This window comes from Allobosea sp. TAB14, assembly GCF_052113865.1.
GTDB lineage: Bacteria > Pseudomonadota > Alphaproteobacteria > Rhizobiales > Beijerinckiaceae > Allobosea > Allobosea spartocytisi.
Genome location: NZ_JBFRDQ010000056.1, coordinates 1 through 17,867, shown reverse-complemented (window position 1 = coordinate 17,867; position 17,867 = coordinate 1). Strand labels below are relative to the sequence as shown.

Here is a 17,867-nt window from a genome sequence, read left to right as displayed (position 1 = left end):
CCGGCGCTGCCCTCAGCGATTGAGCGAGAGGGCGGCGCCCGATTTCGTCACGGCGCCGTCCAGCGCGTTGCCGCCCGAGGCGCGCAGCCGCGCCGCGACCGTGCCGCCCTGCTGGTAGAGATAGACCTCGCCGTCGCGATAGTCCCAGGCCGTGATCTTCTGAAGATCGCGATTGGCGCAGCCCGATGAGCTGGCGCGGTAGAGATCGAGRGYCGGCGWGCTCGAGAGCTGGACGCGGCAGGTGCCGCCGGTGGCCTCGCGCGCGGTCCAGCTCCCGATCACGTTGTCACGCGTCGCCGCCGGGCGGGCCGGGGCGGACGGCGCCGGGCCAAGGCCCGCAACCTGGTTGTTGCCGGGAGCGACCGGCGCGGGAGCCGGCTGGCCGGCCGGCGGCAGGCCCTGGCCTTGCGGCGTCCCGGCATTGGGATCGAAGAACGGATCCTGCGGCGGCGGCAGACCGGCGCCCGTCCCCGGCGGCGGGRCAGCGGCGGTCGGATAGCCACCGGGCGGCGGCAGCGGCTCGGAGGTGATGGGGGCCGAGGTGACCGGCGGAGCGGAGGGCAGGGCCGGCTGACTGTAGGAAGGCGGATTCATCACCGGCCCGGAGAAGCGCTGGGAGCTGGCACAGGCCGTCAGGGCGAGGAGCGGGAGGAGCGCGGTCGCCTTCAGCGCCGGGATGGCGGTTTTCGTCGTCGTCATGCGGCGCGGTTCCGATTCCGATCAATCTAATGTTGCGTCAATATCATAGAGGCATAATGAACGCGGCATGAGCATGGTTTAGCTCAGCCGGGGCCGCTTGCGAACCCGCGAAGTCCGATCTGGTTCCGCTGTCACGTCAAAGGCATAGTGCGGCCTTCCCGGAAGGACCTGTCATGACGCCGCTCACCCCTGCCAGCATCGCCGCTCCCTTCGCCCGCTACAGCCACGGCATGGAAGTGCCGGCGGGCTGGCGCCTCGCCATCTGCTCCGGGCAACTTGGCGTCGCGGCGGATGGGAGCGTGCCCGAAGATGCGCGCGCGCAGGCCGATCTCTGCTTCGCCAATATCGCCGCGATCCTCACTGAGGCGCGGATGACGCTCGCCGATATCGTGCGGGTGAACGCCTATGTCACCGACCGCGCCCATATGAAGGGCTATATGGATTCGCGCGACGCCCATGTCGGCGCGCCGCCGCCGGCCTCGACCCTGGTGATCGTCTCGGGCTTCACCCGGCCGGAGTTCAAGGTCGAGATCGAGGTGATCGCGGCCGCGCCCTGAGACGCGACCGCGCGCTGCGGTTCACCCCGCCTTGCGCTTGTTCTGGCGGTTGGCGACGAGGTCGTCGACCACGGCGGGATCGGCGAGCGTCGAGGTGTCGCCGAGCGCGCCATGCTCGTCCTCGGCGATCTTGCGCAGGATGCGGCGCATGATCTTGCCGGAGCGGGTCTTGGGCAGGCCCGGCGCGAACTGGATCAGGTCCGGCGAAGCGATCGGGCCGATCTCCTTGCGGACATGGGCTACGAGGTCCTTGCGCAGATCCTCGGACGGCGTCTCTCCGGCCATCAGCGTGACATAGGCGTAGATGCCCTGGCCCTTGATGTCGTGCGGGTAGCCGACGACCGCGGCCTCCGAGACGGAGGGGTGCGCGACCAGCGCCGATTCGACCTCAGCCGTGCCCATGCGATGGCCGGAGACGTTGATGACGTCATCGACGCGGCCGGTGATCCAGTAATAGCCATCGGCGTCGCGCCGGCAGCCGTCGCCGGTGAAGTACTTGTTCGGATAGGTCGCGAAATAGGTTTCCTCGAAGCGCTTGTGGTCGCCATAGACCGTGCGCATCTGGCCGGGCCAGCTTTCGGCGATGACGAGATTGCCCTCGCAGGCGCCGGTCAGCACCTTGCCCTCGGCATCGACGATCTCGGGCTCGACACCGAAGAAGGGCCGCGTCGSGGAGCCGGGCTTGAGGGAGGTGGCGCCCGGCAGCGGCGTGATCAGGATGCCGCCGGTCTCGGTCTGCCACCAGGTATCGACGATCGGACAGCGGCGCTCGCCGACGACGCGGTGGTACCACTCCCAGGCCTCGGGATTGATCGGCTCGCCGACCGAGCCGARCAGGCGCAGCGACTTGCGCTTCGTCTTCTTCACCGGTTCCTCGCCAGCGCCCATCAGCGAGCGGATGGCGGTGGGGGYGGTGTAGAAGGTGTTGACCTTGTGCTTGTCGATGACCTCCCAGAAGCGCGAGATCGTCGGATAGGTCGGGATGCCCTCGAACATCAGCGTCGTCGCGCCGTTGGCGAGCGGTCCGTAGAGGATGTAGCTGTGGCCCGTCACCCAGCCGACATCGGCGGTGCACCAGTAGATGTCGCCGTCATGGTAGTCGAAGACGTATTGGTGGGTGATCGCGGTGTAGACGAGATAGCCGGCGGTGGTGTGGAGCACGCCCTTCGGCTTGCCSGTCGAKCCGGAGGTGTAGAGGATGAAGAGCGGGTCCTCCGCCTTCATCTCGACGGGCGGGCAATGGGTCGAGACCTTCTCCGCCTCCTCGTGATACCAGACGTCGCGGCCTTCCTTCATGGTGACATGGCCGCCGGTGCGCTTGACGACGATGACGGTGCCGATGCCTCCCTTGACCTTGGCGTCGGCGGCGTCGACATTTTTCTTGAGCGGCACGGCGCGGCCGCCACGCAGACCTTCATCGGCGGTGATGACGACCTTGGAATCGGCATCCTCGATGCGGTTCGAGAGGGAATCCGGCGAGAAGCCGCCGAAGACCACCGAATGGACGGCGCCGATGCGCGCGCAGGCGAGCATCGCATAGGCCGCCTCCGGGATCATCGGCAGGTAGATGGTGACGCGGTCACCCTTCTTGACGCCATGCGCCTTCAGCACGTTGGCGAATTTGCAGACTTCGGCGTGGAGCTGGCCGTAGCTGATCTTCCTCGATTCGGAGGGGTCGTCGCCTTCCCAGATGATCGCGGTCTGCTTGGCGCGCGTGGCGAGGTGCCGATCGACGCAGTTATAGGCGACGTTGGTGGTGCCGTCCTCGTACCATTTGATCGAGACCTTGCCCGGCTTGTAACTGACGTTGCGGACCTTGCTGAACGGCTTGAACCAGTCGATCCGCTTGCCCTGCTCGGCCCAGAACTTGTCGGGATCCTTGACCGAGGCCGCGTACATTTTCTTGTACTTGGCGTCGTTGGCCCAGGCCTTCTTCGCCCATGCGGCGGGCACGTCGTAGATGATCTCGGTCATTGGCAGGCATCTCCCCGGACAGGGTTCTTTGTCGCATTCCCGTGTCCGCCTGCCGGCGGGCGCGGTCCCGCTTCGTTTGAATTGTGCGCATCATAGGGTGAGTGCGCGGTGCGGCAAGCGCTTCGCGCTCGCACTTTCGTGTCACAGACTTTCGGCGATAGGCGCCTGCGGTCCGGATCGGTTCAGAGCCCGCCCATCTTGCAGACGAGGTCCCATTCCTCATCCGTCACCGGCTGGACCGAGAGGCGGAAGGAGGTGACGAGCGACATCTTGGCGAGCTTCGGCTCGGCCTTGACGGCGGCGAGGGGCACCGGCCTGGGCAGCGGCTTCACCGCCTTGAAGTCGACCAGCACCCAGGGCGGGCCGGCGGCCTCCCAGGGGTAGGCCTCGCGGATGACCTCGACGATGCCGACGACCTCGAGGCCTTCGTTCGAATGGTAGAAGAAGACCTGATCGCCCTTTTTCATCGCCATCAGGTTGAGCTTGGCGGTGTGGTTCTTCACCCCGTCCCAATGCGTGCCCTTGGCACCGGCCTTGACCTGGTCGTCCCAGGACCAGACCGAGGGTTCGGATTTGATCAGCCAGTGAGCCATCAGGCCTCGTCCTCCTTCAACGGCACGGGCGGCTTGGAGGCCGCTTCGCCCTGTTCGTTCCAGAACCGCACCATCTCGCGCGTCAGCGCGGCGTAATCCTTCGGGTCGAGCTCGACCCGGACCTCGCCCTCGCCGAAAGGCAGGATCAGCACGAAGCGATGCGTGCCCTCGGCCTTTCGCCGGCGATGCTGGATGACGGGCGTGGCGATGCGGCCGGCCAACGGCACCGGGCCGCTTTCGGCGACGAGCTCGGAGCCGGTCGTCTTCCTGACCTCCGCGATGCCGCGCGCGATGCGCTTGCCGAGATCGTTGAGCTCTCCCGCCATGGCTTCCTCCGTCATTCCGCCCTGAGTGGCCGGGCGAGCAGCGCCGCCACGGCTTCACGCACGCCGATCCTGCCCGCGATGACCGCCGCGACGGCTTCGGCGATCGGCATCTCCTTGCCCTCCCGCCGCGCCATCTCGGCAAGGACGGGAGCGGTGAAGGCGCCTTCCGCGAGCTTGCCGCCGGCGGCTTCAGCCGGGCTCCTGCCCTGGCCCAGCGCCAGACCATAGGCGAAATTGCGCGATTGCGGCGAGGCGCAGCTCAGCACCACGTCGCCCAATCCCGAAAGGCCCATCAACGTCTCGGGATCGGCGCCATGCGCCTCGCCGAAGCGGCGCAGTTCGGCGAAACCGCGCGCGACCAGCGCGGCGCGGGCGCTCTCGCCGAAGCCGAGTCCGATGACGATGCCGGCGGCGATGGCGAGCACGTTCTTGGCCGCGCCGCCGATCTCGACGCCGCGCGGATCGCCCGAATGATAGATGCGGAAAGCGGGCGAGCTCAGCGCCTCGGCGAGGCTGCGCGCCAGCGCGGGATCGGCCGCGGCGAGCGTCACCGCGGTCGGCAGGCCGTGCCCGATATCGGCGGCGAAGCTCGGGCCGGAGAGGATGGCGGTCGGGGCTTGCGGCCAGCTTCCGGCGATGATCTCGGTCGGGAACAGCCCGCTCGCCTGCTCGATGCCCTTGGCGGCCGAGATCACCGGCGCGCCGGTGGGCAGAGCGGCTGCTATCGCGGTGCAGGCCGCGCGCAAGTTCTGGGTCGGCACGGCGACGACCAGCGCGTCGCAGGAAGCGAGATCGCCCAGCGTCGAAGTGGCGCGGATTGCTTCGGGCAGGTCGATGCCGGGCAGGCGTGGGGCCTGCCGCGTCGCGCGAATGGCCCCGACCGTTGCGGTGTCGCGCGCCCAGAGGAGAACCTCGCGGCCGGCGCGATGGGCGGCGAGCGCCAGCGCGGCGCCATAGGAGCCGGCGCCGACGACGCCGACCGTCGCGAAGCCCGGATTCTGACTCATGCGGCGGTCGCGGGCTTGGCCGCGAGTTCGTCGAGCGGCCAGCGCGGGCGGGCGACGGCCGACATGTCGTCGACGAGGCCGAGTCGCAGCCGCTCCAGCCCGGCCCATGCGATCATCGCGCCATTGTCGCCGCACAGCGCCAGCGGCGGGGCGACCATCGGCAGGCCGGCCTCGGTGGCCAGCCGCGTCAGCCCGCTGCGGATTGCCTGGTTGGCCGCGACGCCGCCCGCGACGACGAGGGTCGTGGGCGTGATGCCGGCCTCGCGGCAGGCGCGCAGGCCGGCGCGGGTCCGGTCGACCATGACGTCGACGATCGCGGCCTGGAAGGAGGCGCAGAGATCGGCGACGTCGTTGTCGGAGAGCGGCGCGATGCGTTCGGCGACGAGGCGCACGGCCGTCTTGAGGCCGGAGAGCGAGAAATCCGGCGTCGGCCGGCCTTGCAGCGGGCGCGGGAAGTCGAAGCGCTCGGGATCGCCCTTCGCCGCCTCGCGCTCGACCGAGGGGCCGCCGGGATAGGGCAGGGCCAGCATCTTGGCGATCTTGTCGAAAGCCTCGCCGACCGCGTCGTCGATGGTGCCGCCGAGCTTGAGATAATCGCCGACGCCGCGCACGGCGAGCAATTGGGTATGGCCGCCGGAGACGAGCAGCAGCAGATAGGGAAAGGCGAGGTCGTCGGTGAGGCGCGCGGTCGGCTTGAGGTCGGCATGGGCGAAGGCGCGCGCGATGATGCGGTCGATCGCCTCGACATGGGCGCGCGCCGCGATCTCCGGCACGACGCCGCCATAGGCGGCATGCGCCGCGATCTGGCTCAGCACCTCGTTGGACAGGATCCTGCTCTCGCCCGAACGCTCGATGGAGACGATCGCCGCTGCCGTTTCGTCGCAGGTCGTCTCTATCCCTAGAACACGCATGATCGGTCGACTTGTCCCGCGGAATGGAGGATCAGGTGATGAAGCTTCGCGGCTGGCGGTGGCCCGCCGGCAATTCCTTCGTATAGTGCGTGCCATGGCCCAAGGCCAAGGGCAATGCAGCGGGCGCCGTCAGCGGGTCCGTGGCGCCGGAAAGAAAAAGGAGAGGGAATGGCCGGCATCATCGTTCCGCCTCAATGCGTCCCGATCGCCTTGGCCGGTGCCGTTCGCGGTTCGGCCTGTGACCGGTGGTTGCCTCGCTAGAGCGCCGCGCGTCCTGCCGGACGCGATGACGGTGGTCTATGTATTTGTTATCGCATCGGATTGTTCCGGAAGCTGGATTCCGTGTTTCGGTCCGATGCCATAGGAGCTGCGAATGCGCGTCTTCGTCTTCCGACCCCGCCCCGATGCCGACCGGACGGCGCAGGCGATCGCCGCCCATGGCTTCGAGCCGCTGGTCGCGCCGCTGTTCGAGGTGGTCAGGCTGCCGGGGGAGGCACCGGCCGGCGATTTCGCGGCCATCGTCCTGACCAGCGGCAATGCCGTTCCCGTGCTCGCTGAGGGACCCGAGGGCTGGCGCGACCTGCCGGTGTTCACCGTCGGCGCCCGCACGGCGGCGAAGGTCCGTGAGGCCGGCCTCGATGACGCCCGCAGCGCCGACGGCGACCGCAACGACCTGATCGAGCTGATCACGCGGACGGTGCCGGCGCCGGCGCGGCTGCTGCTGATCCTCGGCCGCGACCGCAAGGAGGACGTGCCACAGCGGCTGAAGGACGCAGGCTACGACATCACGCTCTGGGAGGCTTATGCCGCCGAGCCGGTCTCGGTATTGCCGGAGGACACGCAGGCCGCGCTGCGGCACGGCCAGGCCGACGCCGCCCTGCATTATTCGGCGCGCGGGGCGCGGACTTTCCTGAGCCTCGCGCAAGCGGCCGGCGTCGGGGCGGAAGCGCTCGAACTCACCCATGTCGCGCTCTCGGCCGATGTCGCCTCGCCCTTGATCTCGGCCGGCGCCAGCACGGTGCTCGTCGCCGAGCACCCCGAGGAGGCCGCGATGCTGGCGGCGCTGGAGGAGGTTTCCCGGCGGCAGAAGCCGGACGGGTCGGCGCAGGCGGAGCCGCGCGGCAGCCTGAAGCGCACGCCGCCGACGATCGATCTCAAGGCACAGTCGGACGCCGATATGGCCGGGAAGGCCGAGGCCGTTGCAGGAGCGTCCGCGCCCGAGGCCGTGGCGCCCACCGAGGCGCTGCCGCAGGAATTCTCGCCGCCGCCACCTGAACCGCCGCGGGCCGCGGCCGCAGCGCCGGTTGCGAAGCCGGCGACGCCCTGGCCGGCTTTGGCCATTGCCGGCGTCGTCGGCGGCATTCTCGGCGCGGGGCTGATGCTCTACGCACTGCGGGCGAGCAGCCCGGCCGTCACGCCCGAACAGCTCGCCGATCTGAGCGGGCGGGTCGACGGGCTTCAGGCCTCCGTCACCGCCGCCGATCGCAAAGCCGGCACCGCCGGGGATGCCGCGGCGAAGGCAGGCTCGGAACTGCAAGCGCTTTCGGGCAGGATCGGCTCGCTCGCCAAGGCGCCAGCGGCCGATACGGGCGCCCTCACGGAGCAACTCCAGCGCACCGAGGCGGCGCTCGCCGCCACAAGCGAGCGGTTCGACAAGCTCACCGGGCGGGTCTCCGCCATCGAGACGCAGGCGAAGGCCGCTCCCACTGCGAATCCGGAGGGGATGGCGGCGGCGCGAATCGTGCTGGCCGAGCGGGTCCAGCGGGCTCTGGCGGCGGGGCGCCCCTTCGGGAGCGACGTCGCCGCCCTGGTCAAGGCCGGCGTCCCGCAGGCCGATGTCGCGGCGCTCTCCGCTGTCGCGACAGCGGGCGCGGCGACGCGCGAGGCGCTGCTGGCGGGCTTCCGCACGCATGGCGCGATGTTCCAGCGCGAAGTCACGCCGCAATCGGATAGCTGGACGGACAAGCTGATCGGCTTGACGAGCCGCATCGTCACGGTCCGTCCGGTCGGCGACAACAGCTCGAATGATCCCGCCACGCTGCCGCTGCGGCTGGAGAGCGCGGTTGCGGCCGGCGACATGCCGAAGGCGGCGGCGCTCTGGGGCCAATTACCCGAGCCGGCGCGTCGCGCCAGCGCGGAATTCGGCGCCGATCTGCAAAAGCGGGCGGCGGCGGATGCAGCCATCGCCAAAATCGCGCAGGATGCGGTCGCAGCGCTTGGCGCCGCCGGCTGACGGAGGATAGAGAGGTCCATGGTTCGCGTTCTCGTCTACCTCGCCGTCTTCGCCTGCCTTGCCTTCGGCGCGGTATGGCTCGCCGATCGGCCGGGCGAAATCTCGGTGATCTGGCAGGGCTACCGCATCGACACCAGCGTCGCGATCGGCGCGATCGGCGTGGTCCTGCTCGCCTTCCTGGTGTTGCTGGCCTGGGCCATCATCCGCTTCGTCTTCGGCCTGCCTTCCGCCTTCAGCCTCTCCTCGCGGGCGCGGCGCCGGGCACGCGGCTTCGAGGCCGTTTCGCGCGGCATGGTCGCGATCGGCGCGGGCGATCCCGTCGCGGCCGGACGTTATACTGGCGAGGCGCGCCGCTTCGTGCCGAACGAGCCGCTGACCTTGCTGCTGGAAGCGCAGACGGCTCAGCTCACCGGCAATCGCGCCCAGGCCGAGGCCGCCTTCAAGGCGATGCTGGACCGCTCGGAGACGCGCGTGCTCGGCCTGCGCGGGCTCTTCGTCGAGGCCAAGCGCCGCGGCGACATGGCGGCGGCGCGCGCCTTCGCCGACGATGCCGTGCGGCGCTCGCCCTCGCTCGCCTGGGCGAACGATGCGCTGCTCGATTTCCACACCAATGCCGGCGACTGGCAGGCGGCGCGCACCGCCGTCGAGCGTCGTGCGGCCTTGCGTCTCGCGGACAAGGCGGAGGCGCGCCGGCAGCGCGCCGTGCTGCTCGCGGCCGAAGCGCTCGAAGCCCGCGACAAGGAGCCGGAGCGGGCGCTCGCCGCGGCGCTGGAAGCGGTGAAGCTCGCGCCGGCGCTGACGCCTGCGGCGGCGCTTGCCGGCCGAATGCTTGCCGAGCGTGGCGATGTGCGCAAGGCGTCGAAGCTGCTGGAGGCGGCCTGGCGCGAGGCGCCGCATCCCGATGTCGCGGCGGCCTATCTCGATGTCCGCCTCGGCGACAGCGCACTCGACCGGCTGAATCGCGCCATGACGCTGTCGAAGCTTCGCCCGGCCGACCCGGAAAGCGTGCTGGTGCTGGCCGGCGCGGCCATTCAGGCGCGCGAGTTCCAGAAGGCGCGCGACACGCTGAAGCCATTGCTCGCGGGTGGTGCCTCGGTGCGGGCCTGCCTGCTGATGGCGGAGCTGGAGGAGGCCGAACATGGCGCCGCCGGCAGGGTGCGCGAGTGGCTGGGGCGGGCAACGCGCGCACCGCATGACGCGGCTTGGGTGGCGGACGGGCTCGTCTCCGATCACTGGATGCCGGTCTCGCCGATCACCGGGCGGCTCGACGCCTTCGTCTGGACGGTTCCGCCGGCGACGCTCGGCAGCCCGCCGCAGGCGCTGGACGACGTGCTCGCGGATCTCGACGATTCGACCAAGCTGATCGAGGTGAAGCCGGAGAGCGTCACCGTCGTCGAGCCGGCTACGGTCGTGGTGTCCGCACCGCCGAAGGAGGAGCCGAAGCCCGCTCCTGCGGTTCCGGTCGAGGCCAAGGTCGAGATCAAGAGCGAGCCGGCTGCGAAGCCGGAGCCGGAAGCACAGCCCGCTCCGGTGCCGAAGCCTGCCGGGGCGACCAACTCCACGGCCTCAGCGGCCCATGGCGCTGTGGCCCGTGAAACGGTGCCGCCGAAGCCGGTGATCTTCCCCGTTCCGCACGCGCCCGACGATCCCGGGCCGGATGAGGAGCCGCCGGGCGAACCGAAGAAGAGCGGTTTCCGCCTGTTCGGCTGAGCGCGAACTTTTCCCTCCCCTCTTGCGGGGGAAGGTGGCTGCCGAAGTGCCGACGGATGAGGGCGCGCGATCTGCACCGTCATGCTCGCCCTTGTGGCGAGCATCTACGTCTTGAACACGCCCTCGACCAGCGAAGAGGTGGATGGTCGGGACAGGCCCGACGCGGGAGAGGCCGCGCGACCTCCAACCAATCCCGGAAAGATGAGCGGGTTACGGCTTTCCATGCCTCACCTTCCCGAGATACACCGGTCAAGCCCGAGCATGACGGCAGCCGCGTGCGAAAAGGCGTGCGGCCGGGGCTCATGAGCCTTATAGCGGCGGCATGAACTCCGTTTTCGAACAGAACAACGACAATGGCGCCACGACCCTGCAGGTCGGGGCGGAGCAGGCGGGCCTTCGGCTCGACAAGGCGCTCGCCATGCTTGCCGGCGAGATTTCGCGGGCGCGGCTGCAGCAGGTGATCAAGGAAGGCGGTGTCGGCCTCAACGGCACCCCCGTCAGCGATGGCAGCCGCAAGGTGGCCGAAGGCGACGCCATCACGCTGGTGATGCCGGAGGCGAAGCCGCCCGATCCGGTCGGGCAGGACATCCCGCTCGACGTCGTCTACGAGGACGAGCACCTGATCGTGATCGACAAGCCGGCCGGGCTCGTCGTGCATCCTGCGGGGGGCCATGAGGACGGCACGCTCGTCAACGCGCTGATCGCCCATTGCGGCGAGAGCCTTTCCGGCATCGGCGGGGTCAGGCGGCCGGGCATCGTCCACCGGCTCGACAAGGATACGAGCGGCCTGCTCGTCGTCGCCAAGAACGACCGTGCGCACCAGAAGCTCGCCAAGCAGTTCGCCGACCATGGCCGCACCGGTCCGCTGCAGCGTGCCTATCTCGCCATGGTCTGGGGCACGCCGCGCCTGCGCGAGGGCACGATCGACGCCCCGCTCGAGCGCTCCAACCGCAATCGCGAAAAAATGGCGGTGGTGAAGGAGGGGCGCGGCCGCGAGGCGATCACGCATATCCGCCTGATCGAGCGCTATCCGCCGCTTCTGAAGGGGCTCGACGAGACCGAGCCGCTGGCGAGCCTGATCGAATGCCGGCTCGAAACCGGGYGCACGCATCAGATTCGCGTGCATATGAGTCATATCGGCCATCCGCTTCTGGGCGATCAGCTCTACGGCTCCGGGTTCGCGACCAAGGCGGTGCGCTTGCCGGAGGAGGCGCGCGAGGCGCTGGCGGCGCTCGGACGGCAGGCGCTGCATGCGGCGGTGCTGGGTTTCGCGCATCCGGCGACGGGCGAGGAGATGCTGTTCGAATCCGACCCGCCCGAGGATTTTGCGAAACTGCAAACAGCGCTCGCGAGGCTGTGAGCCAATCGGGCGTTCCTGCCACCTTTCCGCCAGAGTGAGTTCGCATATACTGGGGTTGTCGGATGCGGATGGCCAAGGGGGCGCCGCACGCAATCGATCCCGCCGAACTCCCGACCGGTTTCTGCGTTGGATCAATTCGCATTGTCCGAAACCTGCGCGAAGGTTGATCGCGCGGTGGGCCCGCCGCACAGCGGGGGCCTCGACGAGGAGACACGCGCATGGYGAGTGCTTCGCTGCCTGTCCTGTCCGCCGAGGGTGGACTCTCACGTTATCTCGATGAAATCCGCAAGTTCCCGATGCTGGAACCGAGCGAGGAATACATGCTGGCCAAGCGCTGGCGCGAGCATGGCGACCGCGACGCGGCGCACAAGCTCGTCACCTCGCATTTGCGCCTCGTCGCCAAGATCGCCATGGGCTATCGCGGCTATGGCCTGCCGATCGGCGAAGTCGTGTCCGAGGGCAATGTCGGCCTGATGCAGGCGGTCAAGCGCTTCGAGCCCGAGAAGGGCTTCAGGCTGGCGACCTATGCGATGTGGTGGATCAAGGCCTCGATCCAGGAATACATCCTGCGCTCCTGGTCGCTCGTGAAGATGGGCACCACGGCCAATCAGAAGAAGCTGTTCTTCAACCTGCGCAAGGCCAAGAGCAAGATCGCGGCGCTGGGCGAGGGCGATCTGCGCCCCGACCAGGTCAAGCAGATCGCGACCAAGCTCGGCGTCAACGAGCAGGACGTGGTCGAGATGAACCGCCGCCTCGGCGGCGACGCCTCGCTCAACACCCCGCTGCGCGAGGATGGCGAAGGCGAATGGCAGGACTGGCTGGTCGACGATTCCGAGAGCCAGGAGCGTCGCCTTGCCGATTCGGAGGAGGCCAGCAACCGCCATACGGCGCTGCACGAGGCGCTGGAGGTGCTGAACCCGCGCGAGCGGCGCATCTTCGAGGCGCGCCGCCTCGCCGAGGATCCGATCACGCTGGAGGAACTCTCCGAGGAGTTCGGGGTGTCGCGCGAGCGCGTCCGCCAGATCGAGGTTCGCGCCTTCGAGAAGGTGCAGGACGCGGTGAAGAAGGCGATCACTCGCATCGAGGCGCCGCGCGCGGCGCTGCCGGCGGCGTGACCGCGATCATCGACGTCGAGAGAATTTAAAAAGGGGCGCTTCGGCGCCCCTTTTCATTTGCTCGACATTTTCAAACGAGCACCTGGCTGCGGCTCGGCAAGCTTCTGCCGGAGAAGGCGCTGACCCCTCCGCTTCCCGAGATGGTCGGGTCGAGCCCGACCATGACGAGGAGACGCGCGCCGCCTCAATACAACGGTAGCAGCGGCTTCAGCGGCAGGCGGATCGGGCCGAGGAAGACGCGGCCCTCCCGCAGCGAGACCGGCGGCAGCGGCGTGAGGCCGGGCGCCGCGGCGGCGGCGCTGCCGCCGCGCCCGCCCAGCAGGCCGCCGAGCCCGCCCAGCAGATTGCCGACGCGGACGCCGCCGATCTGCTGGATGCCCGCGGCGGCCAGCTGCAGATCGCCGCCGATATGGTGGGTCGGGTCGAGCAGCAATTGCCCGCTGCCGTCGATGCGGGCCGCGCCCTTGGTCGTGGCGAGGCGCGTGATGTCGAGGACGCCGTTGGCGTTGCGCCAGGCTTCGAGCGCATCGGGRTTGAAGCCCTGGCGGAATGCCTCCGACTGGGTCAGCGTCGCCTGCAGGTCGATCGTGCCGGCATCGGTCGTGCCGAGCAGGGCGTCGATCACCGGCAGCACGGTGCCCTTGGCGGAGAGCGCGATATCGACGGCCTGATCGGTTGCCGGGCGGTCCGGATTGCGGCGCAGATGCGTTTCCAGCGAAGCGGCGCGCCAGTTCTCCGCGGCCTGCCCCGGCGTGGTGAGGGTGGCGTTCGGCTCCGCCGCGACCAGCGCGAAGCGCTGCGGATCGCGCCAGGCCAGGCTGGCGTCGAGCTGCTTCCAGGTGATGTCGAGGCTGCGGCCTTCCGGCAGGGAGACGCGGGCGGGGCTGGTCGCCTCGAGGATGACGAGCCCCGGCGAATAGATCTGCCCGACAGCCAGCGCCGGGCCGGTCTCGACCCGCACGGCATCGCCCCAGCGCGTCGAGGTCAGGGCGAGCGAATCGCAGCGGATCTCGATGCGGAAGGGAAAGCCGCGAACGGTCCGGTTGTTGCAGGTCCAGCTCCGGCCGCGCTCGGCCTCCTTGGCGAGAGCCTTGTCGATCTCGGCGACGGTGCGGCCATGGACGTAGAACCAGAAGCCCGACCAGGCCGCCGCCAGCACGACGAGGAGGCCGAAAGGGGCATAGAGCCAGAAGCGGCTCTGGCGGCGCGTCGGGGAGAGGTCAGTCATGCGGCAGGCGTTCCTTGCGCGAAGGCGGGYCGATTGTTAGCTCGCCAGAACGGCGGATGCCAGAGTGGCGGATGCCCGCCACCAAGCAGGCCGGCATGGCCAAATGATGAGACGGCGATGACGAGCGAAAGCGATGCGGCGGATCTCTGGGTCTTCGGCTACGGGTCGCTGATCTGGCGGCCGGGATTCGCCTTTGCGGAAAGCGTTCCGGCGAAGCTCCATGGCTATCACCGCTCGCTTTGCGTGTTCTCGCATGTCCATCGCGGCACGCCGGACCGGCCGGGCCTCGTGCTCGGGCTCGATCGCGGCGGGGTGTGCCGGGGGCTGGCCTTCCGGGTCGAGGCCGGCCGGGCGGAGGAAACGGTCGCCTATCTCAGGGCGCGCGAGCAGGCGACGGCGGTCTATCTCGAGCGCCGTGTTCCGTTGCGGCTGGATGATGGCCGGCGAGTCGAGGGGCTGGTCTATGTCGCGGACCGCCATCACCTGCAATATGCCGGCAAGCTGCCGCCCGCCGCCTTGCTGAAGCTGGTTCGCCAGGGGCGCGGCCAGTCGGGCGAGAATCCCGATTATGTGCTGCAGACCCATGAGCATCTGCGCAAGATGGGGGTCTATGATCCCGTGCTCGCCGCGCTGGCGCAGGAGCTGGCGCCGGGCCTCCACGCGACGCATCCGCCGGTGAAGGGCTGACCGCCACACCATGCGCCCGCGACCGGGCGCGCACCGTCATTTCCGGGCTAGCCCGGGAATGACGGTGCGTTTCCATGCGATGCGCGCGGCGCCGAACCGGCTCAGGCGCCCTTCAGGCGGGCGTTGCACTGGCTGTAATAGCCGCCGCCCTTCTGGATCCATTTCAGGCCGCCATTGCCATTGGTGGCCTTGTTGGCGTTGTACTGGTCGTCGCAGGTCTTGAAGCGCTGCTTGCCGGCCGAGAGCTGCGAATATTTCGGATCGACCTTGCTCGGGAACACGGCGTTGCCGGCCGGGGCGGGGGCCGCCATCGGCTTCGGCGCTGCCGGTGCGGCTGCGGTCGTGGCGGCGGGTTTCGGCGCGGCCGGAGCGGGCGCCGTCGTGGCTGCCGGGGCGGAGGCAGGGGCCGCGGTGGCGCTGTCGCCGCATTGCGTCTTGCGGAAGTCGTTCCAGGACTGGCCGTTGAGCGCGTTGCCCGTTTTGGCCGCCTGATACTTGGTGCTGCATTCCTTCATCGTCAGCGCGAGCGCCGGCGTCGAAGCCTGGATCATGAACCCGCCGGCGAGCGCGAGAAGGCCGGCAGCAAGCGCGAATCTGGTCTGTGTCATGATGATCCTCCCCCGTATGGGGTGCTTGTCGATGCCGCTGCGGCCGGACGGATCATTCCGGGCGGTCGGGCAGCAAGGATGAGGCTAGCCCCGCGAAGATGAACTGTCGCTGACGATTTTGGCCGGATTTCGGCCATGTTTCGTAAGGTAAACCCGCGCCGCATTGCCGCCGAAGATTGCGGCCCGCTCGGCGTCCGAGAGCGTCGCGGTGAGACGTTCGGCGGTTGCGAGCCATTCGGCGTAGGGCGCACGCAGCGTCGCGACCGGCCAGTCGCTGCCCCAGAGCAGGCGTTCCGGCCCGAAACAGGCGAGGAGATGCGCCACCGCAGGCGCCAGCGTCGCGTCCGTCCAGTCCGGCCCGGCTTCGGTGACGAGGCCGGAGAGCTTGCAGACCGTGTTCGGCTTTGCGGCCAGCTTGGCGATGCCGTCGCGCCAGGCGGCAAGGTCGGCGCCGGCCACGCCTGTTGATGTGAGATCAGGTTTGGCGCCGTGGTCGATGACGACAGGAAGCTCCTTCTCGCGCTCCAGCAGGGCAAGCAGTGCCGGGATCTGCGGCAGCTTCACCAGCGCGTCGAAGACGAGGTCGTGCTCGCGCAGTGCCGCGAAGGCGGGGGCGAGATCTGGCCGAGCGAGCCAGTGCGGATCGGGAATATCCTGCGCCATGGGTCTGAGGCCCACCAGCAGCGGGTCTGCGGCCAGCGCGGCGATGCGGGCGGGGGCATCGGGCGCCGCGAAATCGGCCCAGCCGACGACGCCGGCGATGAAGGGCGTGGCGGCTGCGGTTTCGAGCAGGAAGCGCGTTTCGGCCTCGCTCGGCGCGGCCTGGACGAGGATGGTGGCGTCGATGTCGTGGGCGGCCAAAAGCGGCGCGAGATCGGCCGGGGCGAAGTCGCGGTGGATGGCCTCGAGCGCGGGCGTGAGCCAGCCATAGTCGCCGCGGTCGAGCCGCCAGAGATGCTGGTGGGAATCGATGCGCGGCGGGGCAGGCGGCTTGCTGGGAGAGGGGCTCGTCATGCGCGTCGCCATGCGGATCCTGGGCTCTGCGGCGGCAGCGTTCGGCCGGCGCGGCCCCCTATGTGCACGCCAACATGTTAGCTTGCAACCGGCTTGAAAGCAGATTAGCGTCCTGCCCGGGTCGCTGTCGCGGCGGAGCCCAAAAGCTTGCCGCGACGGAGACGAAAGCCCGAAAATGGGCCGCCTGCAAGTGGGCGAAATACCGTTTCACAGGTCCTGGGGAGGACGCCGATGACCGACAGCATTCTCAAGCCGACTCGCCGTGCGCTGTTGCGCGGCGCCGCCGCAACCGGCGCGGGCGTCATCGCCGCGCCGCTGGTGCTGCGCGAGGCGCGTGCGCAGGCGCCGTTCAACTGGAAGCGCTTCTCCGGCCAGTCGATCGACGTGCTCTTGGTCAAGAACCCGCGCTCCGAGCTGATGCAGGCGGCGGAGAAGGAATTCACCGAGCTGACCGGCATCAAGGTCTCCTCCGAACAGGTGCCGGAGCAGCAGCAGCGCCAGAAGGCGGTGATCGAGTTCGCCTCGGGCAAGCCGAGCTTCGATGTCAGCGGCATCTCGCTGCATGTGCAGAAGCGCATGGCGGCCAAGGGCAAGTGGTTCGAGAACCTCGACCCCTACATCAAGGACGCCTCGCTGACGGCGCCGGATTTCGACTTCGCCGATTTCGGCGCCGGGCCGGTCGCCTATGCCCGGCAGGCCGACGGCTCGCTCGATACCGTGCCGTTCTTCGTCGACTACTGGATCGTCTACTACAACAAGGAGCTCTTCGACGCGAAGGGCGTCGCCTATCCGAAGTCGATGGACGAGATGTTCACCGTCGCGCAGAAGCTGCACGATCCCACCAAGGGCATCGCGGGCTTCGTCTCGCGCGGCTTGAAGAACGCCAATGTCCCGGTCTGGACCTCGCTGATGCTCGGCCAGGGCTCGGAGACGACCTCGCCCGACGGCAAGCTGCTCACCGACACGCCGGAGGCGATCTGGGCGGGCGAGCTCTACAAGAAGCTCAACAAGGAGACCGGGCCGGTGGGTTCGGTCGGCTTCAACTGGAACGAGTGCCAGACCACCTTCATGCAGGGGCGGGCGGCGATGTGGCTCGACGGCGTCGGCTTCGCCACGCCGCTGGAGGACCCGTCGAAGTCGCGCATCGTCGGCAAGGTCGGCTACGGCATCACCCCGCCGGGGCCGAAGGCGCATCACGCCGGCATGTTCGCCGACGGAATGGGCATCTCGCGCGGCTCCTCGAAGAAGGAGGCCGCCTGGCTCTATGTGCAGTTCATGACCAACAAGAAGAACCAGATCGCCATGCTGAAGGCCGGCGCCGGCGCGCCCGGACGCTCCTCGGCCTATCTCGACACCGAGACGATCCAGCAGTCGAAGTTCGGCAAGCAGTATTTCGATTGCCTGCTCGGCTCGGCCAAGATCGCCCGGGCCGGCCTGCCGCAGATCGTGCCGGTGACCGAGTTCCGCGACGTCTTCGGCGTGGGTCTGACCAATATGATCGGCGGGGCCGATGTCGCGAGCGAGCTCAAGAAGGCGACGGAGACCTTCGCCCCGGTGCTCGCCAAGAGCGAGCAGGGGTGAGCGCAACAGACGTCATGGCCGGGCTTGATCCGGCCATCTCGTCACCAGTGCACACTCTCGAAAAGGTGCTCGGGTCAAGCCCGAGCATGACGGTTCCAGACACATGACCAGCACATCCCTGCCAGCCAATCTCGCCAGCACGGTGCCTGCGAGCTCCGCGACGTCGCAGGATTTCACGCCGCGCTACTGGCTGTTCTCGTTGCCGGCCGTGCTGGTGATTGCGGCGGTGATCGTGTTCCCGTGGCTGTTCACGCTGTTCATGTC

Annotated in this window: 16 protein-coding genes; 7 read left to right on the top strand and 9 right to left on the bottom strand. The window is 68.9% G+C overall.

Annotated features, from left to right (window positions below):
* Window positions 1–12: 12 nt before the first annotated feature.
* Window positions 13–699 carry an AprI/Inh family metalloprotease inhibitor gene (locus AB4Y99_RS10840; RefSeq protein WP_441523312.1) on the bottom strand — a complete coding sequence of 229 codons (687 nt, stop codon included), beginning with the start codon at window positions 697–699 and terminating at the stop codon, window positions 13–15.
* A 173-nt stretch (window positions 700–872) separates the two neighbouring features.
* Here AB4Y99_RS10840 and AB4Y99_RS10835 point away from each other — a divergent pair, with 173 nt between their 5' ends.
* Window positions 873–1,256 carry a RidA family protein gene (locus tag AB4Y99_RS10835; protein WP_441523311.1) on the top strand — a complete coding sequence of 128 codons (384 nt, stop codon included), beginning with the start codon at window positions 873–875 and terminating at the stop codon, window positions 1,254–1,256.
* A gap of 21 nt (window positions 1,257–1,277) precedes the next feature.
* Here AB4Y99_RS10835 and acs read toward each other — a convergent pair whose 3' ends face one another.
* From acs to AB4Y99_RS10810, 5 genes are all read right to left on the bottom strand, one after another.
* Window positions 1,278–3,230: an acetate--CoA ligase gene (gene acs, locus AB4Y99_RS10830; protein WP_441523310.1), complete on the bottom strand. Its 1,953-nt coding sequence runs from the start codon at window positions 3,228–3,230 to the stop codon at window positions 1,278–1,280.
* Between the two features lie 182 nt (window positions 3,231–3,412).
* A complete protein-coding gene (locus tag AB4Y99_RS10825; protein ID WP_441523309.1) occupies window positions 3,413–3,823 on the bottom strand; it encodes an EVE domain-containing protein in 411 nt (136 codons plus the stop codon).
* Window positions 3,823–4,149 (bottom strand): hypothetical protein, encoded by a 327-nt coding sequence (locus tag AB4Y99_RS10820; RefSeq protein ID WP_038363555.1) that lies wholly within the window; start codon window positions 4,147–4,149, stop codon window positions 3,823–3,825. Before AB4Y99_RS10820 ends, AB4Y99_RS10825 begins: the two co-directional genes overlap by 1 nt.
* 11 nt (window positions 4,150–4,160) lie before the next feature.
* Window positions 4,161–5,156 carry an NAD(P)H-dependent glycerol-3-phosphate dehydrogenase gene (locus AB4Y99_RS10815; protein WP_441523308.1) on the bottom strand — a complete coding sequence of 332 codons (996 nt, stop codon included), beginning with the start codon at window positions 5,154–5,156 and terminating at the stop codon, window positions 4,161–4,163.
* Entirely contained in the window at window positions 5,153–6,067 is a 915-nt protein-coding gene (locus AB4Y99_RS10810; RefSeq protein ID WP_441523307.1) for a tRNA (adenosine(37)-N6)-threonylcarbamoyltransferase complex transferase subunit TsaD, read from the bottom strand. Before AB4Y99_RS10810 ends, AB4Y99_RS10815 begins: the two co-directional genes overlap by 4 nt.
* 373 nt (window positions 6,068–6,440) lie before the next feature.
* Between AB4Y99_RS10810 and AB4Y99_RS10805 the strand changes: the two genes are divergently transcribed.
* The 4 genes from AB4Y99_RS10805 to rpoH all read left to right on the top strand — a co-directional run bounded on the left by AB4Y99_RS10805 (window position 6,441) and on the right by rpoH (window position 12,485).
* A complete protein-coding gene (locus AB4Y99_RS10805) occupies window positions 6,441–8,300 on the top strand; it encodes a uroporphyrinogen-III synthase (RefSeq protein WP_441523306.1) in 1,860 nt (619 codons plus the stop codon).
* Between the two features lie 18 nt (window positions 8,301–8,318).
* A complete protein-coding gene (locus tag AB4Y99_RS10800) occupies window positions 8,319–10,010 on the top strand; it encodes a heme biosynthesis protein HemY (RefSeq protein WP_441523305.1) in 1,692 nt (563 codons plus the stop codon).
* Between the two features lie 322 nt (window positions 10,011–10,332).
* On the top strand, window positions 10,333–11,370 hold the full coding sequence (locus tag AB4Y99_RS10795; protein WP_441523304.1) for an RluA family pseudouridine synthase: 1,038 nt from the start codon (window positions 10,333–10,335) through the stop codon (window positions 11,368–11,370).
* Between the two features lie 218 nt (window positions 11,371–11,588).
* A complete protein-coding gene (rpoH, locus tag AB4Y99_RS10790; protein WP_441523303.1) occupies window positions 11,589–12,485 on the top strand; it encodes an RNA polymerase sigma factor RpoH in 897 nt (298 codons plus the stop codon).
* Between the two features lie 184 nt (window positions 12,486–12,669).
* On the opposite strand, the gene AB4Y99_RS10785 is transcribed toward rpoH, so the two are convergent.
* Window positions 12,670–13,713 carry a DUF2125 domain-containing protein gene (locus AB4Y99_RS10785; protein ID WP_441523302.1) on the bottom strand — a complete coding sequence of 348 codons (1,044 nt, stop codon included), beginning with the start codon at window positions 13,711–13,713 and terminating at the stop codon, window positions 12,670–12,672.
* A gap of 117 nt (window positions 13,714–13,830) precedes the next feature.
* On the opposite strand from AB4Y99_RS10785, the gene AB4Y99_RS10780 reads away from it, so the two are divergent.
* Window positions 13,831–14,400 carry a gamma-glutamylcyclotransferase gene (locus AB4Y99_RS10780; RefSeq protein WP_038363565.1) on the top strand — a complete coding sequence of 190 codons (570 nt, stop codon included), beginning with the start codon at window positions 13,831–13,833 and terminating at the stop codon, window positions 14,398–14,400.
* A 101-nt stretch (window positions 14,401–14,501) separates the two neighbouring features.
* On the opposite strand, the gene AB4Y99_RS10775 is transcribed toward AB4Y99_RS10780, so the two are convergent.
* Complete coding sequence (locus AB4Y99_RS10775; protein WP_166652890.1) at window positions 14,502–15,008, bottom strand: hypothetical protein; 507 nt, start codon at window positions 15,006–15,008, stop codon at window positions 14,502–14,504.
* Window positions 15,009–15,092: 84 nt separating this feature from the next.
* A complete protein-coding gene (locus tag AB4Y99_RS10770) occupies window positions 15,093–16,022 on the bottom strand; it encodes an amidohydrolase family protein (protein WP_441523301.1) in 930 nt (309 codons plus the stop codon).
* A 231-nt stretch (window positions 16,023–16,253) separates the two neighbouring features.
* Between AB4Y99_RS10770 and AB4Y99_RS10765 the strand changes: the two genes are divergently transcribed.
* On the top strand, window positions 16,254–17,603 hold the full coding sequence (locus AB4Y99_RS10765) for an ABC transporter substrate-binding protein (protein WP_441523300.1): 1,350 nt from the start codon (window positions 16,254–16,256) through the stop codon (window positions 17,601–17,603).
* The last annotated feature ends 264 nt before the right edge of the window (window positions 17,604–17,867 follow it).